The organism is Pseudoduganella sp., assembly GCF_041914865.1.
In the GTDB taxonomy this organism is placed as follows: Bacteria; Pseudomonadota; Gammaproteobacteria; order Burkholderiales; family Burkholderiaceae_D; genus Rugamonas.
The window spans coordinates 1-16,279 of sequence record NZ_JAYSCO010000038.1 but is presented as its reverse complement, the minus strand read 5'-3'; the positions used below and the strand labels follow the sequence as shown (position 1 = coordinate 16,279).

Annotated in this window: 19 protein-coding genes; 13 read left to right on the top strand and 6 right to left on the bottom strand. The window is 61.8% G+C overall.

From position 1 onward, the window contains the following. The first annotated feature begins 1 nt into the window (after position 1). Positions 2–901, top strand: a complete 900-nt coding sequence (locus ACE3TQ_RS17405; protein ID WP_374583550.1) for an ExeA family protein — start codon at positions 2–4, stop codon at positions 899–901. Further along, entirely contained in the window at positions 898–1,956 is a 1,059-nt protein-coding gene (locus tag ACE3TQ_RS17400) for a tetratricopeptide repeat protein (RefSeq protein ID WP_374583549.1), read from the top strand. The genes ACE3TQ_RS17405 and ACE3TQ_RS17400 overlap by 4 nt, the downstream gene beginning before the upstream one ends. Here the strand turns inward: ACE3TQ_RS17400 and ACE3TQ_RS17395 are convergent. The 3 genes from ACE3TQ_RS17395 to ACE3TQ_RS17385 all read right to left on the bottom strand — a co-directional run bounded on the left by ACE3TQ_RS17395 (position 1,953) and on the right by ACE3TQ_RS17385 (position 4,662). Then, positions 1,953–2,942: an HD-GYP domain-containing protein gene (locus tag ACE3TQ_RS17395; protein ID WP_374583548.1), complete on the bottom strand. Its 990-nt coding sequence runs from the start codon at positions 2,940–2,942 to the stop codon at positions 1,953–1,955. The genes ACE3TQ_RS17400 and ACE3TQ_RS17395 overlap by 4 nt on opposite strands. Before the next feature lie 15 nt (positions 2,943–2,957). Continuing rightward, a complete protein-coding gene (locus ACE3TQ_RS17390) occupies positions 2,958–4,112 on the bottom strand; it encodes a pyridoxal phosphate-dependent aminotransferase (RefSeq protein WP_374583547.1) in 1,155 nt (384 codons plus the stop codon). A 100-nt stretch (positions 4,113–4,212) separates the two neighbouring features. Beyond that, the gene (locus ACE3TQ_RS17385; RefSeq protein ID WP_374583546.1) at positions 4,213–4,662 is read right to left on the bottom strand and encodes a putative toxin-antitoxin system toxin component, PIN family; all 450 of its coding nucleotides are present in this window, start codon (positions 4,660–4,662) and stop codon (positions 4,213–4,215) included. 31 nt (positions 4,663–4,693) lie between these two features. Here ACE3TQ_RS17385 and yaaA point away from each other — a divergent pair, with 31 nt between their 5' ends. Beyond that, on the top strand, positions 4,694–5,452 hold the full coding sequence (yaaA, locus tag ACE3TQ_RS17380) for a peroxide stress protein YaaA (protein WP_374583545.1): 759 nt from the start codon (positions 4,694–4,696) through the stop codon (positions 5,450–5,452). 39 nt (positions 5,453–5,491) lie between these two features. Here yaaA and ACE3TQ_RS17375 read toward each other — a convergent pair whose 3' ends face one another. After that, the gene (locus ACE3TQ_RS17375; RefSeq protein WP_374583544.1) at positions 5,492–6,289 is read right to left on the bottom strand and encodes an outer membrane protein assembly factor BamD; all 798 of its coding nucleotides are present in this window, start codon (positions 6,287–6,289) and stop codon (positions 5,492–5,494) included. A 101-nt stretch (positions 6,290–6,390) separates the two neighbouring features. On the opposite strand from ACE3TQ_RS17375, the gene ACE3TQ_RS17370 reads away from it, so the two are divergent. Together ACE3TQ_RS17370 and pgeF are read left to right on the top strand one after the other, a co-directional pair. Then, a complete protein-coding gene (locus ACE3TQ_RS17370; RefSeq protein WP_374583543.1) occupies positions 6,391–7,470 on the top strand; it encodes an RluA family pseudouridine synthase in 1,080 nt (359 codons plus the stop codon). After that, positions 7,471–8,313, top strand: coding sequence for a peptidoglycan editing factor PgeF (gene pgeF / locus ACE3TQ_RS17365; protein ID WP_374583542.1), 843 nt, complete (start codon positions 7,471–7,473; stop codon positions 8,311–8,313). Here the strand turns inward: pgeF and ACE3TQ_RS17360 are convergent. After that, positions 8,303–8,548, bottom strand: coding sequence for a hypothetical protein (locus tag ACE3TQ_RS17360; RefSeq protein ID WP_374583541.1), 246 nt, complete (start codon positions 8,546–8,548; stop codon positions 8,303–8,305). The genes pgeF and ACE3TQ_RS17360 overlap by 11 nt on opposite strands. On the opposite strand from ACE3TQ_RS17360, the gene phaC reads away from it, so the two are divergent. The 4 genes from phaC to ACE3TQ_RS17340 all read left to right on the top strand — a co-directional run bounded on the left by phaC (position 8,541) and on the right by ACE3TQ_RS17340 (position 13,982). After that, the gene (phaC, locus tag ACE3TQ_RS17355) at positions 8,541–10,259 is read left to right on the top strand and encodes a class I poly(R)-hydroxyalkanoic acid synthase (protein WP_374583540.1); all 1,719 of its coding nucleotides are present in this window, start codon (positions 8,541–8,543) and stop codon (positions 10,257–10,259) included. The two genes, ACE3TQ_RS17360 and phaC, sit on opposite strands and share 8 nt — an antisense overlap. Before the next feature lie 155 nt (positions 10,260–10,414). Then, positions 10,415–10,969: a polyhydroxyalkanoate synthesis repressor PhaR gene (phaR, locus tag ACE3TQ_RS17350; protein WP_374583539.1), complete on the top strand. Its 555-nt coding sequence runs from the start codon at positions 10,415–10,417 to the stop codon at positions 10,967–10,969. Between the two features lie 72 nt (positions 10,970–11,041). After that, a complete protein-coding gene (gene rimO, locus ACE3TQ_RS17345; protein WP_374583538.1) occupies positions 11,042–12,433 on the top strand; it encodes a 30S ribosomal protein S12 methylthiotransferase RimO in 1,392 nt (463 codons plus the stop codon). 385 nt (positions 12,434–12,818) lie between these two features. Next, a complete protein-coding gene (locus ACE3TQ_RS17340; protein ID WP_374583537.1) occupies positions 12,819–13,982 on the top strand; it encodes a cystathionine beta-lyase in 1,164 nt (387 codons plus the stop codon). A 7-nt stretch (positions 13,983–13,989) separates the two neighbouring features. On the opposite strand, the gene ACE3TQ_RS17335 is transcribed toward ACE3TQ_RS17340, so the two are convergent. After that, positions 13,990–14,421 (bottom strand): STY0301 family protein, encoded by a 432-nt coding sequence (locus ACE3TQ_RS17335; protein WP_374583536.1) that lies wholly within the window; start codon positions 14,419–14,421, stop codon positions 13,990–13,992. Positions 14,422–14,575: 154 nt separating this feature from the next. Between ACE3TQ_RS17335 and ACE3TQ_RS17330 the strand changes: the two genes are divergently transcribed. From ACE3TQ_RS17330 to ACE3TQ_RS17315, 4 genes are all read left to right on the top strand, one after another. Further along, positions 14,576–14,875, top strand: a complete 300-nt coding sequence (locus ACE3TQ_RS17330; protein WP_374583535.1) for a hypothetical protein — start codon at positions 14,576–14,578, stop codon at positions 14,873–14,875. Positions 14,876–15,072: 197 nt separating this feature from the next. Then, positions 15,073–15,369: a putative quinol monooxygenase gene (locus ACE3TQ_RS17325; protein WP_374583534.1), complete on the top strand. Its 297-nt coding sequence runs from the start codon at positions 15,073–15,075 to the stop codon at positions 15,367–15,369. A gap of 5 nt (positions 15,370–15,374) precedes the next feature. Further along, positions 15,375–16,058, top strand: a complete 684-nt coding sequence (locus ACE3TQ_RS17320) for a M23 family metallopeptidase (protein ID WP_374583533.1) — start codon at positions 15,375–15,377, stop codon at positions 16,056–16,058. A gap of 34 nt (positions 16,059–16,092) precedes the next feature. After that, positions 16,093–16,279 (top strand): hypothetical protein (locus tag ACE3TQ_RS17315; protein WP_374583532.1); only part of this gene is annotated, 187 nt, incomplete at its 3' end.

Genomic DNA, 16,279 nt, shown 5'->3' with positions numbered 1-16,279 from the left:
TATGTACGAGAGCCACTTCGGCCTGCGCGAAGCTCCGTTCGGCATCACGCCGGACACCAGCTTTTTTTTCAACAGCCCGCATTCGCAGGAGGCCTTGAACACCCTGCTGGTGGCGGCACGCAGCGGTGAAGGGTTCATCAAGATTACCGGCGAAGTCGGCACCGGCAAAACCCTGTTATGCCGGAAGTTCATGAAGACGCTGGGTGACGGCTTCGTCACGGCCTACCTGCCCAATCCCTTGCTGGAGCCGCGCACCCTGATGCTGGCACTGGCCGAAGAGCTCGAGTTGCAGCTGGCGCCGGACGTGGACCAGCACAATTTGTTGAAGTCCCTGACCGCGCGCCTGCTGGCGTTGGCGGCGCAAGGCAAGCGCGTAGTGCTCTGCGTGGACGAGGCCCAGACCATTCCTGAAGCGAGCCTGGAAGCCTTGCGCCTGCTCACCAATCTGGAAACGGAAAAACGCAAGTTGCTGCAGATTGTCTTGTTTGGGCAGCCGGAGCTGAATGAACATTTGCAGGCGCAATCGATACGCCAGCTTACCCAACGGATCACCTTCCAGCACGACCTGGGCGCCTTGTCGCGTGATGATATGGAGTATTACCTGGCCCATCGATTGCGGGTGGCCGGATTTGCCGGCGCGCGGCTGTTCAGCAAGGCGGCGGTGCGCCGGCTGTTCGCAGCGAGCGGCGGCATTCCACGCCTGATCAACATCATGGCGCACAAGGCTATGTTGCTGGCGTATGGCGAGGGGCGCCAGCAAGTCGACGACCGCCATGTGAAGCTTGCAGCGAAAGACACCGCGCTGCTGAAGCGGCGCGGGTGGCCTTGGCTTGCCGCGGGGTTGGCGCTGGCGGCGCTGGCCGCGGCGGGCGCAGTTCTGTCCTATCGGTTGAGTTTATGAGCCTGATTAACAAAATGCTGCAGGATCTCGATGCGCGCGGTGGCGCGCCACAGGCAGCTGGCATGCCCGACGCCGTGCGTGCCGTGCCCGATACGCCGCCTTACCGCCGCTCTGCTTTGCTCATAGGTTTGGGTGTGGCGATCATGTTGGCTGGCGCGGCCTTTGCCGGTTGGCGGTATTGGAACAAGGCCCCAGCGGCGAATGTGGTGCCAGTAGCCCCGGCGAAAGGTGTGATCAAAGCTGTGCCGGCGGCGGATGCGCCGCAGCTTACGCCGCCGGAACAAATGGTCGATGGATTGCCGCTGCCGGCACCGGTAGCACCGCAGGCTGGCACGGCGAAAGTGCAGCCAGCGCAAAAAGCGGCGCCGGAGAAGGAAGCTCGGGTTGCGAAAGCGCGCCAGGCGTCACCCGAGCGTAGCCCGAAAATGACTGCGACAAAGCAGCCGTCCGGCGGCGCGAGCCAGGTCACATCCGTGGCGCGCGATGGAGGCGTGCAAGTCTCGGCCACAACGCTGTACGAGCGCGCGCAAAGTAAGCTGCTCAGCGCACGCATCCAGGAGGCGATTAGCGACCTGGAAGCAGCGCTGGAAATTGATCAGCGCCACCTCGCTGCGCGCGAGACCCTGGTTGCGGTATTGGTGGAAAATCAGCGTCAATCCGACGCCATGCGCCATCTACGGCGTGCTTTGGCATTGACTCCGCAGCAAACTGGAATGGCGATGCTGCTGGCACGCTTGCAGCTCGAACACGGAGGCGGCTCCATCGACACGCTGGAGCGCAGCCTACCCTATGCGGAAGCGAATGCAGAGTACCGCGCCATGTTCGCCAGTGTGCTGGAGCGTGATGGGCGCCATCGCGAGGCGACCGACCATTACCAGGCCGCAGTGCGCCTGCAGCCCGGCAATGCCGTATGGTGGATGGGAATGGGCATCTCGCTGCAAGCCGACCAGCGCAACGCGGAAGCAAAAGTCGCCTTCCAGCGCGCCCGCGACATCGGCCGCCTGGCGCCGGAACTGCAAAGCTTTGTGGAACGCCGCCTGCAGCAGCTGAATTAAAGGGCTGCCTGCGCGCCCCAGATCTGCTTCATTGAGAATCGCAATTCAGCCTGGTCCTCGGTCAGCGCCTCGCTGATCGCGCATTCGGGATGGTCGGTGCGGCGATGCACCGCAGCCGGCAGGGACTTGCCAGCAGCATCGCGCATGCAGCGCACCTCCAGCACGCCGTCGCCGCCATCGCGCGACACTACGACGCCCATTTCACCATTGGAAAGCCGGACCAGCACCCCCGGCGGGAACTTGCCGACCTCACGGTGGAACTGCGCCTGCAATTCCGGATCGGCGGGGTGGGCCGGATCGTGCAGCAGTTTTTCCAGCGCCTCGTCCGGCAGCATGGAGCAGCGGTAATTGCGCGCCGAAACCCGTGCGCAATAGCGGTCCGCAATCGCCAGCAAGCGCGCGTTCTGGGTGATCTCCTCGCGCGTCATACCGGCAGGGTAGCCGCTGCCGTCATCGTTCTCGTGGTGCATGAGGACACAGGAAATCCATTCCTGGTCTTCTACGCCCGCGTACTTGAGGATTTCCGCGCTGTCCTCCGGGTGACGGCGCACGATCGCCATTTCCTCGCTGTTCAGGGAGCCAGGCTTGGACTGGAAGCTGTCGTGGTGGCGGATCATGCCCACATTCATGGTCAGTGCCGCCGCCGTCAGAGATAGTATTTCATTCGAGGGCTTGCCCAGGCCGCGCGCCACCAGCACCACCACAATCGCGGTCTCGATGCAGTGGCGCACAGCATACGTGCCGGCGATCTGGTTCAGGAACAGGCAGGCCAGGGCGATATCGGGATTAAGCTCCACCGCGCGCAGCACATCGCGCGCGATATTGCGCAAATCCACGTCCGCATTGCGTTCGTTGCGCAAATCGCCCAGCAGCTTTTCCAGCCGCTTGTTGGCCTGGTTCAGTTCATGCAGTACCGAAGGCGGCGGCTCGATGCGCGCCCCGGATTCCATGCCGAGATCCTGCAAGCTGTTCAAGTACTGGTTCATGGTCATCCCCGATGGTTACACGCGCGCCAGTCGCTCCAATGCGAGCGCCAGCGACTCGTCCTTCTTGGCAAAGCAGAAGCGCACGATGCCGGAATCCTTGCCGTCGCGGTAAAAGGCCGATACCGGAATGGCTGCCACTTTGATTTCCGATGTCAGCCATTCGGCGAACTCCGCCTCCGGCAAGGAGGAAATGCGGTCATAGCGCACGCACTGGAAGTAGGTGCCGTCACATGGCAGCAGTTCAAAGCGGCTGCCTTCCAGGCCCTTGCGGAACAAGTCGCGCTTGCGCTGGTAGAAGGCGGGCAGGTTCACGTACGGCGCCGGATCGTCCATATAGCTGGCAAAGCCGTGCTGCATGGGCGTGTTCACGGAAAACACATTGTACTGGTGGACTTTGCGGAACTCCGCCATCAGCATGGCTGGTGCGGCCACGTAGCCGACCTTCCAGCCGGTGACGTGGTAGGTCTTGCCGAAGCTTGAGACGACAAAGGCGCGCTGCGCCAGCTCCGGGTGGCGGCACATCGATTCGTGCTGCTCGCCGTCGTACACCATATGTTCGTAGACTTCGTCCGACAGGATCAGGATTTCGGTGCCGCGAACGATATCGGCCAGGGCAGCCAGGTCGGCGGCGCGCAGCACGCTGCCGGTTGGATTGTGCGGCGTGTTGATGATGATCATGCGCGTGCGTTCCGACACCGCTGCGGCAAGGCACGGCCACGGCACGCTGTAGCCGCCATGGTCGGCCACTTCCATCTGCACCAGCACCGGTACGCCGCCGGCCAGCTCGATGGCCGGCAGGTAGCTGTCGTAGGCGGGTTCAATCACGATCACTTCATCGCCCGGGTGAACGCTGCACAGGATGGCGGTGGTCAGCGCTTCCGTGGCGCCGGGCGTGACGGTGATTTCGGTATTGACGTCGTACTGCCAGCCGTAGACGCGCGCGATCTTGTCGGCGATGGCCTGGCGCAGCACCGGCGCGCCGGTGCCGATCGGGTACTGGTTAAAGCCTTCGCGCATGGCCACGGTGACCATGTCGACCAGCTTGGGGTCGCAGGCAAAATCGGGGAAACCCTGGCCGAGGTTGACGGCGCCATGCTGTGCCGCCAGGGCGGACATGCGCGAAAAAATGGTGGTGCCGACAGCAGGCAGGCGGGATTGCAGTTGTTTCATCTGGCTGGGAAAGTGGATGTTTTTTCCATTCTAGCGCAGCCAAATAAAACAAGTGTTGCCCTGAGGGTAAAACCAAAAAGTCAAGCGAAGTTAAACCAAGTTAAACGTCCAGCGACCACTTCTCCGGCACGATCACTTTGAACATGCCGGCCTTGGCCAGGCGCTTGGCCAGCTTGAGCAGGGCTTTGTCCTTGGTGATCAGGATGTCGGCCTGGGCGTCGCGCGCCAGTTCCAGGAACTTCTGGTCGTCGCGGTCGGTGCACACCGGCAGGCGCACGCCCGATTCCGGCGGCTGCACCACCTTGATGTACTGGTCGAAGCGGGCGGCGCTCAGGGGCCTGGTGCTCTCGTCCAGCGGCAGGTGCGGGTAGTTCAGCACGAACAGGTATTCGGCGCGGCAGTCGGCGCGGGTGATCGCTTCGACCGCGCCGCTTTCGATGGCTGCCAGCAGGCCCGCCCAGCGCGGGTCCTGGAAAACGAACAGGTCGAGGCAGACGTTGGTGTCGATGACGATGCGCTTCGGTGCAACTTGTGGTGGAACGGGTATCATGTCGGGGTTTTTCGCTTTAATTTTGAATCTTATGCTGATTGTGCTGTCGCCTGCAAAAAGTCTTGACCTGGAGACTCCGCCCACCACCAAACTTGCAACGCAACCCGCCTTCCTCGATCACTCGGAACAGTTGATCGAGCGCCTGCGCGATTTCTCGCCGCAGGAACTGGGTGAGCTGATGGACCTGTCGGATGCGCTCTCCACGCTGAACGTGGCGCGCTACGCCAGCTGGACCAAGGATACCGGCGAGGCGCGCCAGGCGGTGATGACCTTTAACGGCGACGTGTACGACGGCCTGGACGCGCGCAGCATGACGGCCAAACAGCTCGATTACACCCAGTCGCGCATCCGCATCCTGTCCGGCCTGTACGGCATGCTCAAGCCGCTCGACCTGATCCACCCGCACCGCCTGGAAATGGGCACCCGCCTGCAGAACCCGCGCGGCAAGAACCTGTACGAGTTCTGGGGCGACATGATCACCGAGGCGCTGAACAAGGAAGGTTCGCCGGTGCTGGTCAACCTGGCATCCGACGAGTACTTCAAGTCGGTCAAGCCGAAGAAGCTGGCCATGCCGGTGATTACGCCCGTCTTCGAGGATTGGAAGGGCGGCAAATACAAGATCATTTCCTTCTTCGCCAAGCGCGCGCGCGGCATGCTGGCGCGCTATGCGGCGGTGAACAACATCACCGACCCGCAAAAGCTGAAGAAGTTCGATGTGGATGGTTACAAGTTTGAGGCGGATGCCTCCAATGACACGACCTGGGTGTTCCGCCGCAAGATCGCAGCCTGACGCTAAAACGCCTGCCCCGAGGGGCAGGCGCCGCAGGTCTTACCAGACACGCCACCAGGCGGTCTTCTTGCTGCCGTCATCCTCCAGCATTTTGCTGTCGGGGAAGTTCTTGACGAACACGCGCTTGGTATCGTCGCGCAGGGTGAAGTTGCCCATTTTGTCGTAGCCGCGGTACATGATGGCCAGCGCTTCTTCGATCGACGGCGAATCCGCGTAATCGGTCAGCACGCCCTGGGCGCGGTTGATCGCCGCCAGGTAGGCGCCGCGGCGGTAGTAATAGCGCGCCACATAGACTTCGTACTTGGCCATCGCATTGATCAGGTACTTCATGCGGTCGATGGCGTCCGGGGTATACTTGCTATTCGGAAACTTCTCGACCAGGGCCTTGAAAGCGGCAAACGCTTCGCGCGTCATTTTCGGGTCGCGTTCGGCCGGGTCCTGCTCGTACAGGAAGTTCAGCAGGCCGATCGAATCGTTGAAGTTGATCAGGCCGCGCAGGTAGTACATATAGTCCACGTTCGGGTGGTTCGGGTGCAGCTTGATGAAGCGCTCGGCGGCTGCCAGGGCCTGGGCCTGGTCTTGTGCCTTGTAGTGGGAGTAAGCCACTTCCATCTGCGCCTGCTGCGCATAAGTACCGAATGGGTAGCTCGATTCGAGGCGCTCAAACAGCTGGACGGCACGTTCATAGTTGCCGCTGGCCTGCTCATCCTTGGCCTCCGAGTATAATTTCGATGCGGACCAGCCTCGGGACTCATCCGCACGTTCTGGGAACAGGCCACAAGCAGACAAACTAAACAGTACAACTGTTGCTGCAACTACCGATAATTTTTTTTGCATGTTGATGTGCAAGGAATCGTTAACCAAAATACTAAACTTGGCTGATTATAGCCGATGGGAATGCTGTGATATTGAAACCTGAGATGAATTCGGCAGAACAAATGCCTGATAACGATTTTGACGCCGATTTTGAAGGTGATTTTGGTGAAGATGCGCCTGCGGGCGACCCGCTGGCCCCGATTGAACTCGAATTGACCAAGGAAGTCTGCGGCGAGCGCCTGGACAAGGTTGTGGCGCGCCTGGTGCCGCAATTCTCGCGTGGCCGCCTGCAATCGTGGATCGAGGAAGGCCATATCACCGTCGACGGCAAACCCGCCAAAGTGCGCGCCACCGTGTACGGCGACGAGAAAATCCTGGTCATCCCGCAGCCGGCCCCGGAAGACGTGGCCTTCACCCCGGAAGACGTGCCGCTGGACGTGGTGTTCGAGGACGACCACCTGCTGGTCATCAACAAGCCGGCCGGCCTGGTCGTGCACCCAGGCGCCGGCAACTGGTCCGGCACCATGCTGAACGGCCTGCTGCACCGCTGGCCGCAGCTGGGCGGCGTGCCGCGCGCCGGCATCGTACACCGCCTGGACAAGGACACCAGCGGCCTGATGGTAGTGGGCAAAGACCTGCCGACCCAGACCGACCTGGTGCGCCAGCTGCAGGCGCGTACTGTGAAGCGCGAGTACTGGTGCGTGGTCTGGGGCACCCCGCGCCAGAGCGGCACGATCGACGCGTCCATGGGCCGCGACCAGAAGGACCGCGTGAAGATGGCGGTCTCGACCAGCATGGGTTCCAAACCGGCCATCACCCACTACCAGCGCCTGGTGGAAGGCAAGCTGGACGGCCGCCCGGTCTCGCTGGTGCAGTGCCGCCTGGAGACCGGCCGCACGCACCAGATCCGCGTGCACATGGCGCACCTGGGCTTCTCCCTGATCGGTGACCAGGTCTACGGCAAGCAGCATATGGCCAGCGTGTTCCCGCGCCAGGCGCTGCAGGCGCGCCGCCTGGGCCTGATCCACCCGGTGACCGGCGAACAGATGGAGTGGCATGTGCCGCTGGCGGAGGACTTCCTGGAGCTGATGGCGCGCGCCGGCATCGAAGAGCCGGACGAGGCGGCGCTGGCCGCCGCCGCAGCCGGCCATGGCGACTACGAAGACTACGATATCTACGACGACGAATTCGACGACGAGTAAATGCAGCATTCCTTCCAAGGGGCGCAATGGCTGGTGCCTGACTGGCCCGGCGCGCCCGACAATATCGGTTTTGTGTGCACCACCCGGCGTGGCGGCGTCAGCCCCGAGCCGTACGGCCCGGGCCCGCAGGCCGTGGCCACGGCGGGTGGCGGCCTGAACCTGGGTGTCCATGTCGGCGACGATCCGGCCAATGTGGCATTCAACCGCGCCATCGTGCGCGGACGCCTGCCGTCCGAGCCGGCCTGGCTGTCGCAGGTGCATGGCAATGCCGTAACCCGGGCCGACCGCCTGGCGCGCGGCAGCGTGCCGGAGGCCGATGCCAGCATCGCCACCATGCCGGGCGCCATCTGCGCCATCCAGACCGCCGATTGCCTGCCGGTGCTGTTCACCGACCGCGCCGGCACCGTGGTCGGGGCGGCGCACGCCGGCTGGCGCGGCCTGGCCGGCGGCGTGCTGGAGGCGACGGTGGCGGCCATGCGTGCCGAGCTGGCGCCGGCACCAGCGGACGCGGCGGGCAATGAAATCATTGCCTGGCTCGGCCCGGCCATCGGTCCGCAGGAGTTTGAAGTAGGGGAGGAAGTGCTGGCCGCCTTCCTCGCCGGGGCGGCAGGCTCGGCAGGCGAGGAGGCTGCGGTGCGCGCCGCCTTCGTGCCGCGGGTTAGCATGCCAGGCAAGTACCTGGCCGACATCTACGCGTTGGCGCGGCTCACATTGCGGCGGGTTGGCGTGACCGACGTGGCGGGCGGCGATTTATGCACGGTCACCGACGCCAGCCGCTTTTATTCCTATCGCCGCGACAAGGTGACAGGGCGGCAGGCGAGTTTGATCTGGATCAAACAGTAGGTGGTTCATCGCGACGGGCGGCTTCGGCTGCCCGTTTGCGTTTGCGGCGTTTGCCACCTGTTAGATAAAATAGTATTCCTAATGGCAACACGCCATAGAACAGGAAAGTCATGATGCCGGCGACCACGGTAGGTTCCGTGAACGCCATCAGCACTGTGACGTAGAGCCAGGCAACAGCAACAATCAGCATTTTTTTTCCAAAAATTGTATTTTTAACGGACTCAAAAATGAACATGCCCGACCCGCAAGCCTTCGCAAACGCCTGGATGGCACAAGTCAGCGACCCGAACCAATGGCAGTCCTGGTTCAAAATGATGCCGGAAATGGATGTGGTGCCAGGCGCTGCGCTGCTGCGCGATGCCGGTGCCGCCGTGCGCCCGGAAGCGATGGAGCAGCTGAGGAACGATTATATGGGCGAGTTCACTGCACTGTGGCAGGAATTCCTGAGCGGCAAATCGCCGTCGGTGAAGGACCGCCGCTTCTCGTCCGAAGCCTGGCAGGGCAATCCGGTGTCCGCGTTCAATGCGGCATCATACCTGCTGAACAGCAAATTCCTGATGCAAATGGCGGAAGCCGTTGATGCAACCCCGCAGCAGAAGCAGAAAATCCGCTTCGCCGTGCAGCAAGTGGTGGACGCGATGTCGCCGGCCAATTTCCTGGCCACCAACCCGGAAGCGCACCAGAAGCTGATCGAATCGAAGGGCGAGAGCCTGACCAAGGGCCTGGCCAACCTGCTGGGCGATATCCAGAAGGGCCATATTTCCCTGTCCGATGAAAAAGCCTTTGAAGTGGGCCGCAACCTGGCCACGACCGAAGGCGCGGTGGTGTACGAGAATGAGCTGTTCCAGCTGATCCAGTACGCGCCGCTGACCAAGACCGTGCACGAGCGCCCGCTGCTGATGGTGCCGCCTTGCATCAACAAATACTACATCCTCGACCTGCAGCCGGAGAATTCGCTGGTGCGTTACGCGGTGGAGCAGGGCAATACCGTGTTCCTGGTGTCCTGGCGCAACCCGGACCAGTCGCTGGCCAAGACCACCTGGGACGACTACATCGAGAAGGGCGCCATCAACGCCATCAACATCACGCGCGAGATCAGCAAGCAGGACAAGCTGAACGTGCTTGGCTTCTGCGTCGGCGGCACCTTGCTGTCCACCGCGCTGGCCGTAATGGCGGCGCGCGGCGAGCAGCCGGCGGCGGCGGTCACCTTGCTGACCACCTTCCTCGACTTCAGCGATACCGGCGTGCTGAACGTGTTTGTGGACGAGCCGCAGGTGCAGCTGCGCGAGCAGACCCTGAAGAACGGCGGCCTGATGCCGGGACGCGACCTGGCCAGCACCTTTTCCAGCCTGCGACCGAACGACCTGGTGTGGAACTATGTCCAGTCCAACTACCTGAAAGGCAATGAACCGCCGCCATTCGACCTGCTGTACTGGAACTCGGACTCTACCAACCTGCCGGGCCCGATGTTCTGCTGGTACCTGCGCAACACCTATCTGGAAAACAGCCTGAAAGTGCCGGGCAAGCTGACCGTGGCGGGCGAGAAAGTGGACCTGTCGAAAATCGACGCGCCGGCCTTCATCTACGCCTCGCGCGAAGACCACATCGTGCCGTGGAATTCGGCCTACCAGTCGACGAAGATCCTGAACCCGAAGAAGCCGGGCCGGAACACCTTCATCCTGGGCGCTTCCGGCCACATTGCGGGTGTGATCAACCCGGCGGCCAAGAAGAAGCGCAGCTACTGGACCAACGATGCCCGCCCCGCCAGCCCGGACGAGTGGTTTGCCGGCGCCGTGGAGCATCCGGGCAGCTGGTGGACGGATTGGGCGGCCTTCCTGGCCGAGCATGGCGGCAAGGACGTGAAAGCCCGCACCAAGCTGGGAAATGCGACTTTCCAGCCGATCGAGCCGGCACCCGGACGTTACGTGAAGGCAAAAGCTGATTAAAGATCGGCAATATTAAGTTGCGTTGCAATATTGGCCACGACAATCGGTTAACTTATAACATTGTCGTGCCAAAAGCTTTTTTTTCGCCCTATAATGGGGTCGCAAATATTATCAACGGCAGGTAAACGCGCTGCGGCGCAATAAATGGACTTGTGATGAGTAGTGCAAAGAAAAGTACAGAACGCTTGATTAAGAAATACCCGAATCGCCGTCTTTACGATACGCAAACCAGTTCCTACATTACCCTGACCGACGTGAAACAGCTCGTGCTCGATGCCGAGGAGTTCACCGTGGTCGATGCCAAAACCAACGAAGACCTGACCCGCAGCATCCTGCTCCAGATCATCCTGGAAGAGGAAGCGAGCGGCGTGCCGATGTTCTCCACCGATGTGCTGGCCCAGATCATCCGTTTCTATGGCCACGCCATGCAGGGCATGATGGGGTCTTACCTGGAAAAGAATATCCAGGCATTTACCGATATCCAGCGCAAATTCACCCAGGGCGCGGCCAGTTTCGACGGCAAAACCTTTAGCCCGGAAATGTGGACCCAGTTCATGAACGTGCAGGCGCCGATCATGCAGGGCATGATGAATAACTATATTGACCAGTCCAAGAGCCTGTTTGTGCAAATGCAGGAGCAGATGCAGAACCAGAGCAAGAATATCTTCGGCTCGTTCCCGTTTGCGCCGCCGCCGACGGACAAAAAGTAAGCTGTGAAAGCGGGAGCTAGCCTCCCGCTTTTGCTATAATGGTGGATTGCCCTGAATCATCAGCTATCTGCCATGCAATCCAAGCAAATCACCCGCATCACCCCCGCCGAAGGCACCCCCGCACCCAAAGTTGGTTTTGTCTCCCTCGGCTGCCCGAAAGCGCTGGTCGACTCCGAACAGATCCTGACCCAGCTGCGCGCCGAAGGCTACGAAACCGCCAAGTCGTACGACGGTGCCGACCTGGTGATCGTGAACACCTGCGGCTTCATCGACGCTGCCGTGCAGGAATCGCTGGACGCCATCGGCGAAGCGCTGGCTGAAAACGGCAAGGTCATCGTGACCGGCTGCCTCGGCGCCAAGAAGGACAAGGACGGCGACGACATCATCCAGAAAGTCCACCCGAAAGTCCTGGCCGTGACCGGCCCGCACGCGGTGGGCGAGGTGATGGCCCAGGTGCACACCCACCTGCCCAAGCCGCACGAACCATTCATCGACCTGCTGCCGCCGCAAGGCATTAAGCTGACCCCGAAGCATTACGCTTACCTGAAGATTTCCGAAGGCTGCAACCACCGCTGCTCGTTCTGCATCATCCCATCGATGCGCGGCGACCTGGTGTCGCGCCCGATCGCGGAACTGATGCTGGAAGCGGAGAACCTGTTCAAGGCCGGCGTGAAGGAGCTGCTGGTGATCTCGCAGGATACCTCGGCCTACGGCGTGGACGTGAAATTCCGCTCCGGTTTTTGGAACGGCCGTCCGGTGAAGACCCATATGACCCAGCTGACCCAGGCCCTGGGCGAGCTGGCTAAGCAGTACGGCGCCTGGGTGCGCCTGCATTACGTCTACCCATACCCGCACGTGGATGAAGTGATCCCGATGATGGGCGACGGCCATGTGCTGCCTTACCTGGATATCCCGCTGCAGCATGCGCACCCGGATGTGCTGAAGCGCATGAAGCGCCCGGCGTCGGGCGAGAAGAACCTGGACCGCATCCTGAAGTGGCGCGAGATGAATCCGGACCTGGTGATCCGTTCCACTTTCATCGCCGGCTTCCCGGGCGAGACCGAGGCGGAGTTCGAGTACCTGCTGGACTTCCTGAAGGAAGCGCAGATCGACCGCCTGGGCTGCTTCGCCTACTCGCCGGTGGAGGGCGCGACGGCGAATGAGCTGGATAATCCGGTGCCGGAGGAAGTGCGCGAAGAACGCCGCGGCCGCGTGATGCTGCTGCAGGAAGAGATTTCGCGCCAGCGCCTGAAGGCCAAGGTGGGCAAGACTGTGAAGGTGCTGATCGATGAGCTGACCCCTAGCGGTGCGATTGGTCGCTCGGCGGCGGATGCGCCGGAGATCGATGGCGTGGTTCACGTTAAGCGGCCGTTTGATCCGAAGAAGAAGCTGGCGGTTGGTCAGTTCTTTGACGTTGAAATCACCACTTCCGATGCGCACGACCTGTGGGGTGAGGCGCAGTAAACCCGGTAAACCGGGGTCTGACCCAAGGGTCAGACCCCAGCAACACGTAGGCCGCGGTTTTCGGGTGTGCGCTTTTGATTTTTCGCGAAAAGTCAAAGGCATACACCCAAACCCGCGGCCTTCGCACAGCCGGGGTCTGACCCCGCGCGGGGGGCCCCCCCCGGCGCGGGGTTGGGGGGGGGCGGGGGTTTGAATGTGGGGAGGAGAAAAAAACAAAAAAACACACAAACCTTCTGCGGGGGTTGGGGGGTGGGTGTTTTTTTTTTTGCCCCAAAACAAACACCCAAACCCCCAACCCCCGGCCCCTCCGCCCCGGGGGGGTCGCCCCGGGGGGGACACACCCCGGTTTCCGGGTTTCCGGGTTTCCCGGTTTAGAATAGGTGCCATGACCAAAAAGCACCTGCAAACCCAAATCATCCACACGGACTACGTGCCGCCCGAAGGCTTTGCAGCCTTCTCCAGCGCGATCCACCACGCCTCCACCGTCCTGTTCAAGAACGTCGCCGCCATGCGCTCGGGCGACTGGAAGGAAAAGAACGCCTACACCTACGGCCTGCACGGCACTCCCACCACCTTCACCCTCGAAGCCCGCCTGGCCGAGATCGAAGGCGGCAAGCACTGCCTGCTGGCCCCCAGCGGACTTGCTGCCATCGCGATGTGCAACTTCGCGCTGCTGAAATCCGGCGACGACGTGCTGCTGCCCGATAACGTCTACAGCCCGAACCGCGACCTCGCACGCTGGCTGTCCACCGACTTCGGCATCAGCGCCCGCCTGTACGACCCGATGATCGGCGCCGGCATCGCAGGACTGATCCAGCCCAACACAAAGCTGGTCTGGACCGAAGCCCCCGGCTCGGTCTCGATGGAAGTGCCCGACCTGCGCGCCATCTGCGCAGCCGCCAAACAGAAGGGCGTCCTGACAGCCCTCGACAACACCTGGTCCGCCGGCCTGGCCCTGCGCGGTTTCGACCTCGGCATCGACATCGTCATGCAGGCCCTGACCAAATACCAGTCTGGCGGCTCCGATGTCCTGATGGGCGCCCTGGTCACGCGCGATAAACTGCTGCACGAACGCCTCAGCATGGCCCACATGCGGCTCGGCCTGGGCGTCAGCGCCGACGACACCTACCTCGTCCTGCGCAACCTGCCCACGCTGAAGCTGCGTTTCGACGCGCACGACGCCGCCGCGCGCAAAGTCGCTGCCTGGCTCAAAGCGCGACCGGAAATCAGCAAAGTCCTGCACCCGGCGTTTGAAGACTGTCCCGGCCACGAATTCTGGAAGCGCGACTTCACCGGCGCTGGCGGCCTGTTCTCCGTACTGTTCGACGAAAAGTACAGCGAGGCGCAAACGGACCGCTTCGTCGACTCGCTCAAGTTATTCGGGATTGGCTACAGCTGGGGCGGTGCGCACAGCCTGTGCATCCCGTACCGCATCCACGCCATGCGCAAGAACTGGAGCGGGAAGGGCACGCTGGTGCGCTTCAACATCGGCCTGGAAGACCCGGACGACCTGATCGCCGATATCGAGCGCGCGCTGGCGCAGCTTTGACCAGGCGCTATCGGCATTCCACGCCAGTCAGCTCGCCTGGTCGGGACTTCCCTTTCCGTTGGTAGGTAAGGACGCAACGGCGAGCATGCGGGGGCACCTTTTGCGCAAGGAGGAGCGAGCTGTTTTTGTAGCTGCAGCCTACCCAGGTGTCCCGCTCCCTTTCCGCAGCAAGGAGCCAGGTGGCCTGATGCACATGTCCACGGCTGCTGCTTTTGTCCGGCACCAGTGAAGCCGTGTCATTCGGATGCCCGTCATAGACCTGGGCGTTCTCCAGCTCATGTACCTGTGGGGTTGATACTGCCTCCCACCCGCTGACCTGGGCAGTTATCGCTTCGCTTGAAGTGATGGAAGCGGGGCAGGTCAGCTCCCCGGCAGGGCAGCAAGAAATCGCCAGATTGAGGCAGCAAAACAAGGCGCCGTGCGCCTTACTCAGTAACATAGTATGGTGCCCCCAAAGGCTAGAAAAACTTCACTTTACGGGAGTCAGGTTTTCCGCCATTGATACAGGGCAAACGGAGACGATATGCGAGGGCGCGCTTCCCTTCGGATGTCGGGGAAATTAAAGCGCAACCTTCTTGCGGATGGAAATGTGTATGGATAATGTAGCGCGGAATGAAATTCTGGATTTGGGGCGCAAGGCCCATGACCTGACGGAGTCGTTGTACCGGAAAGATTCGTCGAAGCGTGGCGATCCCACCTGGCCGGACAAACAACGCATCCTGCTGGCCGATATGGCCCTGCACCTGCTGCAGACAGCCTTGCGCGAAGGCGATCTGCCGGAAGCGGATTTGAAAAGGAACCTGTTTTCCATCCTCACCATCAGCGAACAGCTGATGCCAGGGCACGAGCTGAAGAAAGTCGCCGACCAGCTCTACATCCCGCAGCAAGCATAGTAAGATGCTAACGATACTTTGACTTGTCGGGGGAGACTTCTTTGAATATGCCTGGCGGTGTGATGTTCATTGCCCTTCCCGGTGCCGCAGCGGTCTTCGGGCCGGTCGAGGGCATGACAGGCCGGGCGTTCAGCGAACTGGATGCCGCCGCCTTCGCAATTGTCGGCCTGTGGCCGGCCTGACCTAGCGAGGACCACATGGAAAAAGTTGCCCTCGTCGTGACCATTGAGTTCCAGGCTGGCGCGAAAGCGGCCTTCCTGCAAGCGCTCATGGAACATAAGCAGCGATGCCTGGATACCGAGCCAGGGACGCTGCAGTTCGAGATCGTGGCGTCAAGCGACAACCCAAACTCGGTGGTGCTGTTCGAGGCCTATGCCAGCCAGGAGGCGCTTACCCTCCATGAAGCAGGACCGAGCCTGGCCCGCTTCCGCGATGAAGCCGGCGCTTTAATCACGAAGGCGTCGGCACAGCACGGTGTGCTGCTGGCCGTTTAGAGGTGATGATGACGGCGCCCCTGTCGGTTCGAGTCCCCCTGCTTGGTGAATGGTATGTCGGCGCCGATGGCACAGAGCCGGGCCATGAGCTGGCATTCGATTTCATGCGCCTCGACCGGCGCTTGAAGGCGACCCGGGTTTCGGCATGGCGTGAACTGTTGACGGCGGTGCCGTACGAAGACTACCTTGGCTGGGGCCAGCCGATTGTCAGCCCGTTTGCCGGCCGGGTAGTGGCGGCGCAGGACGGCTGGGAAGAACGCCCGCAAAGCTACCTGATGAAACTGGCAGGGAATGTGCGCTCGGCATTCTCAGCGGAGGAAAAGCGGCGCTTCGCGGCCCTGGAGGCCACGCAGACGGGCGACATCCTCCCCCTCGCGGGCAACCACCTGGTGATCGAATCGATCGAACATCCCGAGGTGTACGCCTTCCTGGCGCATGCGCGCAACGGCTCCCTGCGCGTAGCCTCTGGCGATGTGGTCGAGGCGTTGCAGCCCGTGGCGGAAGTGGGCGACAGCGGCCAATCCCTCGTACCGCATTTGCATTTCCATTTGATGTCCTCGCCCAATCCTCTTGCGCGGCAGTTGATCCCCTTTAGCTTTTCCGCCTACGAGGTCCAGGTTGATGGACAATGGACCCCGCGCTATGACACCAAGCCGACGCGCCGGCAACGCATTCGAAGCGTTGGCTGAGGAACGGAACTGGACAAGCTTTGAGGAACCCTGAATGACTCTGACTGCATCCCTGGCCCTGCTGCTGGCGGCCACCGCAACGCCGTACACCTTCATCGAAGGCAAGCTGCCGAAAGAGGCGCAGCCGGATGGGAACTCGATTGTGTTCGAGGGACCGCGTGAATTACTGGTGATCGATACCGGCCGCCATCCTGAGCATACGGACAAGATCATTGCAGTCG